The organism is Paenibacillus sp. 203, assembly GCF_037027525.1.
Lineage (GTDB): Bacteria > Bacillota > Bacilli > Paenibacillales > Paenibacillaceae > Paenibacillus > Paenibacillus polymyxa_B.
Genome location: NZ_JAXCHD010000093.1, coordinates 1 through 252, shown reverse-complemented (window position 1 = coordinate 252; position 252 = coordinate 1). Strand labels below are relative to the sequence as shown.

The following is a 252-nucleotide window of genomic DNA, read 5'->3' as shown; positions in this document are numbered from 1 at the left end:
GGTTCGAGTCCTTCATGGCTCACCATTGTATTACATGCGCGTGTGGCGGAATTGGCAGACGCACTAGACTTAGGATCTAGCGTCTTTGACGTGGGGGTTCAAGTCCCTCCACGCGCATCTTGTTTTTGCGGACGTGGCTCAGCGGTAGAGCATCGCCTTGCCAAGGCGAGGGTCGCGGGTTCGATTCCCGTCGTCCGCTCCATATTTGCGCCCTTAGCTCAGCTGGATAGAGCGTTTGACTACGAATCAAAA

At 55.2% G+C, this 252-nt stretch carries 2 tRNA genes; both read left to right on the top strand.

What is annotated here, in order from left to right:
• Positions 1-36: 36 nt before the first annotated feature.
• Positions 37-117, top strand: a tRNA-Leu gene (locus WA407_RS26550).
• Positions 118-127: 10 nt separating this feature from the next.
• A tRNA-Gly gene (locus tag WA407_RS26545) sits at positions 128-202 on the top strand.
• Positions 203-252 lie beyond the last annotated feature (50 nt).